We start from the raw sequence: 631 nt of genomic DNA, 5'->3' as shown, positions 1-631 counted from the left end.
TTTCATGGCAGTGGAAATCGCTGCGTCCATCACCCGTTCGGCAAAAGGGCGGGTAAATTCGTTCAGCTCGTCTGCTTTCTTCAAAATGGTATCTTTTTCTTGAGTAGCTAAAGCCGTTTTAAGTGCTTCGATGTGCACTTTAGTATCTGAAATTTCTTCTTCAGTTAAATGTTCGGCATGTTTTTCGATAAAACGTTCGGCGGTATAAAGCAATTGCTCACCCTCACTTCTCGCTTCAATGAGCATACGTTGCTCCACATCACTTTTGGCATGTTCTATACTGTCGAGGAGCATTTTCTCTACTGTATCGTCACTTAAGCCATAACTTGGCGTAATTTCTATCTCTTGTTTAACACCCGAGCGTAACTCTATCGCCTGAACGGTTAAAATTCCATCTGCATTCAGTAAAAAGTTGATGTCTACTTTTGGCAAACCCGCAGGCATTGCAGGAATTCCCTTTAAGTCGAATTCAGCCAGTTTTCTGTTTTCTTTCACTAAATCTCGCTCACCCTGATAAACAGAGATTTTCATATTTACCTGTCCATCTATCGAAGTGGTGTATTGACGGCCGGCTTTAGTAGGTACTTTACCGAAGTGGTGTATTGACGGCCGGCTTTAGTAGGTACTTTAC

General features: G+C 42.3%; 1 protein-coding gene. It reads right to left on the bottom strand.

What is annotated here, in order from left to right; genetic code table 11:
- Positions 1-603: Hsp70 family protein (locus AC1DND_RS29010; RefSeq protein WP_477586452.1), on the bottom strand; the 603-nt coding region annotated here is incomplete at its 3' end.
- Positions 604-631: the final 28 nt, after the last annotated feature.

The sequence above is a fragment of the Pedobacter sp. 01N416 genome (genome assembly GCF_056399685.1).
This window is presented reverse-complemented; position numbering and strand designations above follow the sequence as displayed.